At 68.7% G+C, this 8,153-nt stretch carries 7 protein-coding genes; 6 read left to right on the top strand and 1 reads right to left on the bottom strand.

Features of this window, described 5'->3' with window-relative positions:
• Positions 1–11: 11 nt before the first annotated feature.
• Genes SBA_RS19950 through SBA_RS19925 form a run of 6 tightly spaced genes read left to right on the top strand, consistent with a single transcriptional unit; the run spans position 12 to position 6,902 of the window.
• Entirely contained in the window at positions 12–881 is an 870-nt protein-coding gene (locus SBA_RS19950) for a hypothetical protein (RefSeq protein WP_261937373.1), read from the top strand.
• Positions 882–891: 10 nt separating this feature from the next.
• Entirely contained in the window at positions 892–2,367 is a 1,476-nt protein-coding gene (locus tag SBA_RS19945) for an O-antigen ligase family protein (protein ID WP_261937372.1), read from the top strand.
• Positions 2,364–3,767, top strand: coding sequence for a lipopolysaccharide biosynthesis protein (locus SBA_RS19940; RefSeq protein ID WP_261937371.1), 1,404 nt, complete (start codon positions 2,364–2,366; stop codon positions 3,765–3,767). Before SBA_RS19945 ends, SBA_RS19940 begins: the two co-directional genes overlap by 4 nt.
• Positions 3,764–4,879 (top strand): glycosyltransferase family 4 protein, encoded by a 1,116-nt coding sequence (locus tag SBA_RS19935; RefSeq protein WP_261937370.1) that lies wholly within the window; start codon positions 3,764–3,766, stop codon positions 4,877–4,879. Before SBA_RS19940 ends, SBA_RS19935 begins: the two co-directional genes overlap by 4 nt.
• Positions 4,876–5,871, top strand: coding sequence for a glycosyltransferase family 2 protein (locus tag SBA_RS19930; protein WP_261937369.1), 996 nt, complete (start codon positions 4,876–4,878; stop codon positions 5,869–5,871). Before SBA_RS19935 ends, SBA_RS19930 begins: the two co-directional genes overlap by 4 nt.
• The gene (locus SBA_RS19925; RefSeq protein ID WP_261937368.1) at positions 5,868–6,902 is read left to right on the top strand and encodes a UDP-glucuronic acid decarboxylase family protein; all 1,035 of its coding nucleotides are present in this window, start codon (positions 5,868–5,870) and stop codon (positions 6,900–6,902) included. The genes SBA_RS19930 and SBA_RS19925 overlap by 4 nt, the downstream gene beginning before the upstream one ends.
• Here SBA_RS19925 and SBA_RS19920 read toward each other — a convergent pair.
• Positions 6,883–7,938, bottom strand: a complete 1,056-nt coding sequence (locus SBA_RS19920; protein ID WP_261937367.1) for a ThuA domain-containing protein — start codon at positions 7,936–7,938, stop codon at positions 6,883–6,885. The two genes, SBA_RS19925 and SBA_RS19920, sit on opposite strands and share 20 nt — an antisense overlap.
• Between the last annotated feature and the right edge of the window lie 215 nt (positions 7,939–8,153).

Below are 8,153 nucleotides of genomic sequence, written 5' to 3'. Positions count from 1 at the left end.
CGATCGGACGGATGTTCTGCATATTGGGCTATCATCGCGCCGATCCGGCGGCCGCCTGGAATGACGGCATCGGCTTTTCCCGCTGCCTGGGCTGTGGCGTGGAACTGGTGCAACGGCCCCGCGCGGGCTGGAGTCCGGTGCCGCGCGGCTATGCGGTAGTCTGGCGCCCCACGGCGGAGCGGCCTGCGCTGACGGGCCATGCGCCTGCCAGGACGACGGGCTTTCCGCTTGCCCGGCTTGCGGACGGCGCGCGACGAGTGGGTGCAGCGGCGGGACGAACACTGGACCGCTTCCACGCCCCGCCGGATCATGCCTCCCGCAGCTATCGCTATCTGGCGCAGCGGATCGGCAGCGCACGCACCATATTGCTGAGCGCCTTGTGCGATGCCGATGCGGCCAACGACACGTTGCTGCTGCTGGCAGCGATGCTGCAGGCGGAGCGGGGCGGAAGGCTGCTGCTGATCGACGCGACGATGGGCGCGGATGGCGTGAGCGTCCCGCTCGGCGCGGTTGGCAAGCCGGGCCTGTCGGACATACGGACCGACGATCCCTGGTCGGCGGTGGAAATGATGCAGATGCTGGCGCGACCGGATATGATCCTGCTGGGCGCGGGGCAGCGCCCCGCCGCCGGTCGGCCCGACCTTGTCGCCGCCATGCTGCCCTTTCTGGCCGAACGGTTCGACCAAATCCTGATCCAGCAGCGCGCGATCATGGCGGACAGCCGCAATCTGGCGCTGGCGACGCGCGCCGACCTGATCTGGGCGCTGGCGGAGGAGGGGCGATCGCCGATGGCGCGTCTGGCCGCCGCGCGCGACGCGTTCCACGCCAATGGCATCGCCGATGTCGGCCTGATCCTGACGGTGCCAACCCATGGCGGCTGAGGCGTGCGTCTTGCCTGGATCGGGCGGAGGCCTTCTCCTGGCGATCGGCGCAGCGGGCGGCGCGGCGCTGATCGTCGCGGGCCTGTCGTCCGGGCGCGGCGCGGCGCTGGCAGCGGTCGCCGCGCTGGGGCTGGGTGGCCTGATCTGGGCCAGCGGCAATCCCCGGCTCGCCTGCCTGTGGGGCGTCGGGCTGACGGCGCCGCTCGGCATCGCCAAGCGGTTCCATCCCATGCCGCATATGGGCGGGGCGGGGGCCTACACGATCGAGGTCGTCGACCTGTTCCTGCTGGCACTGTTCCTGTTCCAGTGGCGCGACACCCTGCACGGCGGGACGCGCCATCGCATCCCCGGCCTCGCTTATTGTTGGATCGCGATGATCCTGCTCGGCCTGCTCGACGCCATCACCGGCCCCTATCGCCAGCTTGCGCTGGTGGAGGCGGTCCAGATGGCCAAGTCGCTGGCGCTGTTCCTGCTGCTGCTGGGCGAACTGACGCGGGTGCGGCGCTTCATGCACCTCTTCGCATCGCTTTGCTGCGGCCTGCTGCTCCAGGCGGCGGTTGGTATCGCCCAATATGCGAAGAAGGGCGATATCGGTCTGCAATTTCTGGGCGAGGCGACGATGACCACGCTCGAATATGCCAATCGCGCCACCTATATGGACGGCGGCGCGACCTTCCGCATCGGCGGGCTTCTGGGCCATCCCAATATCCTCGCCGGCTTCATCGCCATGGGCGCGCCGATGCTGCTGGCGCTGCTGATGACGCGCCTGCCGATCGGCCGGAAGGCGGCGATAGGTGCGGTGCTGGCGACGGCGCTGCTGGCCCTGCTGCTGACGCTGTCGCGATCGGGCTGGCTGGCCTTCGCGCTCGCCGCGCCGGTCGTTATCGGTCTGATGCTGCGCGACCGGCGGTCGCGGCGGCGGGCGCTGGCGGGTTCCCTGGTCGCGCTGGCGTTTGGTTTGATCGCCGCGCTCGCCGCCGCCCCGGCGATCCTGCGCCGCTTCACCCAGAGCGATCCGGGCGCAGTCGATTTCCGCTGGGAGTGGATGGGCGTCGCCTGGGACATGGTGCGCGATCACCCGCTGCTGGGCGTTGGCCTCAACAGCTTCGTCCAGCATCTGCCCGGCCGCACCGCCTATGGCGGGACGGAGGCGCTGACCCGCACCTTCGGCGCGAACTGGCCGGTGGTGCATGACATATACCTGCTGATCTGGGCGGAGCAGGGGACGATCGGCTTCGCCTGTTTCCTGCTGCTGCTGATCGGCCTGCTGCGGACGGGCTGGCGCAACGCGACACGGTGCGCCGATCCCTGGCTCCATGCCCTCAATGTCGGCGCGCTGGCCGGATTGTGCGCCAATCTGCTCGACGGCTTCGGCAGCTTCTTCCTGCGCCAGATGCCCGGCGCGCGGCTGTTCTGGATCATCGCCGCGATCATCGTCGCGATCGATGTCTGGCAGCGGCGCAACAGCGCGGAGCGACCGGCATGAACGGCCTGCTGCACAGTAGCGCGCGCCTGGTCGTCGGGCGGGTCGCGCTGTCGGGCCTGCGCATGGGGGCGGCGCTGATCGTCGCGCGGCTGGCGGGGGCGGAGCAATTCGGCGCCTATGCGTTGCTGCTGAGCCTGACGGGCTTGGCCGAATGGCTGGCCGATTTCGGCCAGACCGACATCGGCGTACGCGATGCGGCGCGGCGGCCGCGACGCCGGGCGGCGGTGCTGGACGCGCTGGCGCGGATGAAAAGGGTGCAGGGGCCGGCGGTCGCCATGGCGCTGCCGCTGCTGTTGCTGGTCGCCGGGCAGGATCGCGCGGTCGTGCTGGCGGGTTGCGCGGGCGGCGTCGCGGTGCTGGCGACCGCCTGGCTGCAACCGGCGCGTGCGGCGCTGCGGCTGGCGTTGCGGATGGACCGGGATGTCGGCGCGGAGCTGGCCGGCGTGCTGGTGATGCTGCCGCTGCTGGCGCTGGCCTGCCTCCATCGCGCGCCGCTGCCGTTGCTGGTGGCGAGCTTCGCCGTCGCCCGGCTGGTGCAGGCCGCGCTGACGGCGCACTGGGCCGGACCGGTGGCAATGCAGAGGAGCGCCCGCCTGACGCCCGCGCGCCTTGCGGGACAGGCGCTGCCGCTGGGCTGCGCGGGGCTGCTGGTGCTGCTCTATGATGCGCTGGCGCCGCTGCTGCTCGCCCGGCTGCTGGATATGCGGGCGGTCGCGCTCTATGCCGCGGCGGCGCGCTTCATCATGCCGGTGCTGGTCGCGGTACAGGCGATCAATAGCGCTGCCTTCCTCGTCGTCGCGCGCGACTGGCGGCGCGATCCGGCCGCCTTCGCCCGGACCCAGCAAGCCACGCTGCTGCTGTCGGTGGCGCTGGCGGCGCTGTTGTTCGCGGGCATCCATGGTGGCGCGGCCTTCCTGATGGGACTGATGGGACCGGATTTCGCGGCGGGCGCGCCGCTGCTGCAACTCATGGCCTGGACGCTGCTGGCGCGCGCGATCACCACCGCCATGGCGCCGCTGATCGTCATCGCCGGGCGACAGGGGCGGGCGATGTTGCTCACCCTCCTCTCGCTGGCGGGCCAGTGCGCCGCGCTGTTCCTGCTGGTCCCGTACATGGGCGTGACCGGCGCGGGGCTGGCGTGCCTGCTGGTCGAATTGCTGCTCGGCACGGTGGCGGTCAGCGCGATCGCCCAGCGAGTGACGGGCCTGACGATCGACTGGCGGCCGGTCGCCATATTGCTGGGCAGCGCCGTCGCCACAACGCTGCTGGTCGCGGCCACCCCAATCGCCGGCAGCTTTGCGGGCGGGCTTGCGGCCGGGCTGATCCTGCTGTGCGCGCTGCTGCTGATGGGACGCCGGGATGCGCCGCTTTGGCGACAACTGGCGGGAGGCGTAGCATGAGCGCGCGCCGCATCGCCCCCCGCGTCGCTATCGCCTGCCCCGGCATCGGGCTGGTCCAGCGCGGGTTCGAACGGCTGTTCCGCGACCTGTTTGACGAGATGCGCGGCGATTTCCCCATGACCCTGTTCAAGGGCGGCGGGGAGAGGCGTCCAGACGAGATCGTCCTGCCTTTCCTCGCGCGGGGCGGTCGCACGCTCCGCTACCTGCCGCTCCACCGGCTGATGGGTCGCACGCCGATGCACGCCGAATGCCTGAGCTTCGCGCTGGCGCTGCTGCCGCATCTGATCGCCGGTCGCTACGACATCGTCCATGTGATCGACCCGCCGCTGGCGCGCTTGCTGTTCCATCTGCGCCGCACGCTACGCCTCAAATTCCGTCTCCTCTATACCGAGGGGACGGCGATGCCGCCGCGCGACTATCCGCCCTGCGACCGGCTGCACCAGATATCGGCGGCGACGCTGGCCGATGCCGTCGCGCAGGGCCACGACCCGGCCCATATGACGCTCATCCCCTGCGGTTACCGGCCGGAGCGCTTCACGCCTAGCGCAAACCGCGCCACGCTGCGCGCCCGGCACGGCATCGCGCCCGATCGATTCGTCATCCTCGCGGTCGCCGCGCTCAACCGCGGGCACAAGCGCACCCATCATCTGATCGATGAGGTCGCGCGCATGGACGGCGATCCGCTGCTCTGGCTGGACGGCAGCCTGGACCATGGCGACCCGGACCTGCCCGCTTATGCCCGCGCCCGGCTGGGCGGGCGGGTGCGCGTGACCCATGTGCCGACCGGCGAGGTGGCGGACCTGTTTGCGCTGGCCGACGTCATGCCCCATGCCGCCACTTTCGAAGCCTTCGGCCTCGCCATCGTGGAGGCGGCGGCGGCGGGCCTGCCCGTCATCACCCACGATGCGCCGCATTTCCGCTGGCTGCTGCCCAATATCGATAACTGGATAGACATGGAAGCGCCCGGTGCGCTGGCGGCGCTGCTGGCGCGCATGACCGCCGACCCGGCCGAGCGGACACGCCGCATCCTGCGCGATCATGCCCGCGCCACCTATGACTGGGCGGCGCTGCGGCCCGCCTATGCCGACCTTTACCGGAGCATGACCCGATGACCCCGTCTACACAATGCGGGCCGACGCTCGCCATCATCATCGTCAACTGGAACGTGTGCGACCTGCTGCGCGATTGTCTGGCGGCAGTGTCCGCCAGCGCCGCCCTGCGCCCGCTCAGTGTCGATACGATCGTGATCGACAACGCCTCTGCCGACGGCAGTGCGGCCATGGTCCGCGCCCAATTCCCCTGGGCCCGGCTGATCGAAAGCGGCGCGAACCTGGGTTTCGCCAAGGGGTGCCAGCTCGGTTATGAAGCAACCGACGCGCCCTTCGTCATGCTGCTCAATCCCGACACGCTGGTCGACCCCGACGCGATCGCATCAATGCTCGCGCAGATGGAGGGCGATGATCGGATCGGCATCCTCGGTTCCCGCCTGCGCAACAGCGACGGCAGTTTCCAGCGCGCGTCGGGCGGCGCGTTCCCCACATTGCGCAATCTGGCATGGAACTATCTGTTTCTAAACAAGATATTGCCGCGCGATTGGGCGCCTCCGGCCGTCTATCTGGACGGCGACCCGCCCGGCGTCCGGCCGATCGACTGGGTATCGGGCGCATCGCTGACCTTCCGCCGCGCCGCCGTCGGCGCGCGCATCTTCCACCCCGCCTATTTCATGTTCGGCGAGGATATGGAACTGTGCCACCGCGTCGCGCAGGCGGGCTGGCGCGTCCTCTATTCCGCGCGGCAAAGCATCACCCATCATCACGGCGCCAGTTTCGCCCGCCAATCGTCGATGGAGGTGTTGGCCAGCGTCTATAAGGGGCCACGCTTCTTCTTCCGCCAGGGCCGCGGCCCGCTCGCGCGGGCGGCTTATGACGCGATCCTCTTTACCGGCTACGCCAGCCGCTGGCTGCTGTTCAGCCTGCTCGGCCTGCTGCGCCCCAACCGTGACTATCACGCCATGGCGCGCTTCAGCCGCCGCTATCTCGGCGTCATGGCCGCGACCATCTTCACCCGACATCCGCACCGTCCAGCAAGGGAGCAGCAACCATGAACAAGGGCGTCAAACGCATATTGGTGACCGGCGGGGCCGGGTTCCTGGGATCGCATCTATGCGACCGGCTGGTGGCGCAGGGGCATGACATACTGTGCGTCGACAATCTCTTCACCGGGTCGAAGAGCAATCTCGTCCAGCTTATGGGGCGGCCTAATTTCGAATATATGCGCCACGACGTCACCTTCCCGCTCTATGTCGAGGTGGACGAAATCTACAACCTCGCCTGTCCGGCCTCGCCGCTGCAATATCGCATCAATCCGGTGCAGACGACCAAGACCAGCGTCCATGGCGCGATCAACATGCTGGGCCTGGCCAAGCGCACCGGCGCGAAGATCCTGCAGGCGTCGACCAGCGAAGTCTATGGCGATCCCGAAATCCATCCCCAGACGGAGGAATATTGGGGCCATGTGAACCCGATCGGCCCGCGCGCCTGCTATGATGAGGGGAAGCGTTGCGCCGAAACCCTGTTCTTCGACTATCATCGCGAAGGGCGGGTGCGAATCAAGGTCGCGCGCATCTTCAACACCTACGGCCCGCGCATGGACCCGGCGGACGGCCGGGTCGTCTCCAACTTCATCTGTCAGGCGCTGCTCGGCCAGCCCATCACCCTTTACGGCGACGGCGCGCAGACCCGGTCCTTCTGCTATGTGGACGATCTGATCGAGGGGCTGTTGCGCCTGATGGCCAGCGACGACAGCAACACCGGGCCGATCAACATCGGCAATCCCGACGAATTCACGATGGTCGAACTGGCCGAAATGATCGTCGCGCTGACCGGATCATCCTCCCCCATCGTGATGCGGCCGCTGCCCGCCGACGATCCGCGCCAGCGTCGCCCGGACATCGGCCGCGCCCGCGCCGCGCTGCACTGGGAACCGACGGTGCGGCTGCGCGAGGGGCTGGTCCACGCCATCGCCTATTTCGATGGGCTGCTGCGCTGTGCTGGCGGGCCCAGCCTGCCCCCGGCCATGCCCGGCGACATAGTGCTGCCCGTCGCGCCCCTGCCGGTCAATCGGCTGGGCGCGTGACCGGGTTAGGGCAGGGGGAACGGCGCGACGCGGCCCAGGCCACGGCATTTTCCAGCATCCTCACATAATGGGGATCGGCATAGGTTTCGGGGCGATGGCCGATCGCCGAATAGAAGGCCCGGCCCTTGCCCACGCAGCGGGTCCAGGCGATCGGATGATCGCCCATCGCCAGCGCGCCCGGCTTGTAGCTGCCCTCGTCCAGCGTGGCGATGATGGCGGAGCCGCTGGCGCGCGGATTGCCGGTGAAGCTGTACCATTCGTCTTTCATCACCCACTCGCCCGGCAGGCCCGCCGCAATGTCCTGCCCGCGCCCTTCGACCACGACTTTCGCATCCTGGAATTGCGGGTTCATCGGATGGCCGGCAAAGCGCGCGCCGACTAGCATATCGACATACCAGTCCCAGAAGGTGGCCGGATCGCCTGCCGACCCGTGCACCGCGACGAAGCCGCCGCCCTGTTCGACATAGGATTTGAACGCGGCGCGCTGCGACAGGGTCAGCACGTCGCCGCTGACATTGTTCCAAATGACGGCGTCGAACCGGCGCAGGATCGACGGCGTCATCGCCCCGCCCTTGTCGCTGACGACCACGGACCAGCCCTTGCGCTGCGCCATCGCCTGGAACGCGGTGCGGGCGGCATCGACCGAGGGGCTGTCGCGAAAGCCGGTTATCTTTTCGAAGATCAGCAGGCGCGGCTTGCCCTTGGGCAGGGTGACGCCGGGACGATCATCGTCATAGCGGGCGCACCGCGCGATCTTGTCGGCGGGCGTCACAGGGATGGCGCGTAGCGTCGCGTCGAGCGCGGCCATCCGGTCGGCGGGAATATCCTTCATCTTGCTGAGCGCCTGCAACGTCAGGATCGATGCGAAGGTCGGCGCCTGCGTGGAAAAGAAGCGCGGCGGCAGCGCCGCGAAGACTTGCGGCGCGCCCGCTTCGACCGCGGCCTTGGCGGGCGGGCTCAGCAACAGGTCGACAATCGGCGACTGGGTGGAAAAGGGCGCATCGCGCAGCGGACAGTCGGTCGGCGCTTTTGCCATGGCCCCGGTCGCCAAGACCCCCAGCACACATGCCGCGGTCGCAGCCAATACCCTTTGCATCGTCCCTCTCCCATATCGTTACACCAACCCTAGAACGGCGATCGGCGACTGGGAAGCCGTGGCGATCACGACTTCCACTCTTGCCAAGGGTCATTCCATCGCTCAAAGTAATGATAACGCTACCAGATTGCGGAAGGTCGGGAGAGAGAAAATGG

This window comes from Sphingomonas bisphenolicum (genome assembly GCF_024349785.1).
Lineage (GTDB): Bacteria > Pseudomonadota > Alphaproteobacteria > Sphingomonadales > Sphingomonadaceae > Sphingobium > Sphingobium bisphenolicum.
Note: the sequence above shows the minus strand (reverse complement) of the source record. Positions and strands in the feature narration are given on the sequence as shown.

Excerpts from the sequence above, each read along its gene's own strand:
- SBA_RS19950 (WP_261937373.1), top strand. The coding sequence starts at position 12 with ATGTTCTGCATATTGGGCTATCATCGCGCCGATCCGGCGGCCGCCTGG.
- SBA_RS19940 (WP_261937371.1), top strand. The coding sequence starts at position 2,364 with ATGAACGGCCTGCTGCACAGTAGCGCGCGCCTGGTCGTCGGGCGGGTC.
- SBA_RS19935 (WP_261937370.1), top strand. The coding sequence starts at position 3,764 with ATGAGCGCGCGCCGCATCGCCCCCCGCGTCGCTATCGCCTGCCCCGGC.
- SBA_RS19930 (WP_261937369.1), top strand. The coding sequence starts at position 4,876 with ATGACCCCGTCTACACAATGCGGGCCGACGCTCGCCATCATCATCGTC.
- SBA_RS19925 (WP_261937368.1), top strand. The coding sequence starts at position 5,868 with ATGAACAAGGGCGTCAAACGCATATTGGTGACCGGCGGGGCCGGGTTC.
- SBA_RS19920 (WP_261937367.1), bottom strand. The coding sequence starts at position 7,938 with ATGGCAAAAGCGCCGACCGACTGTCCGCTGCGCGATGCGCCCTTTTCC.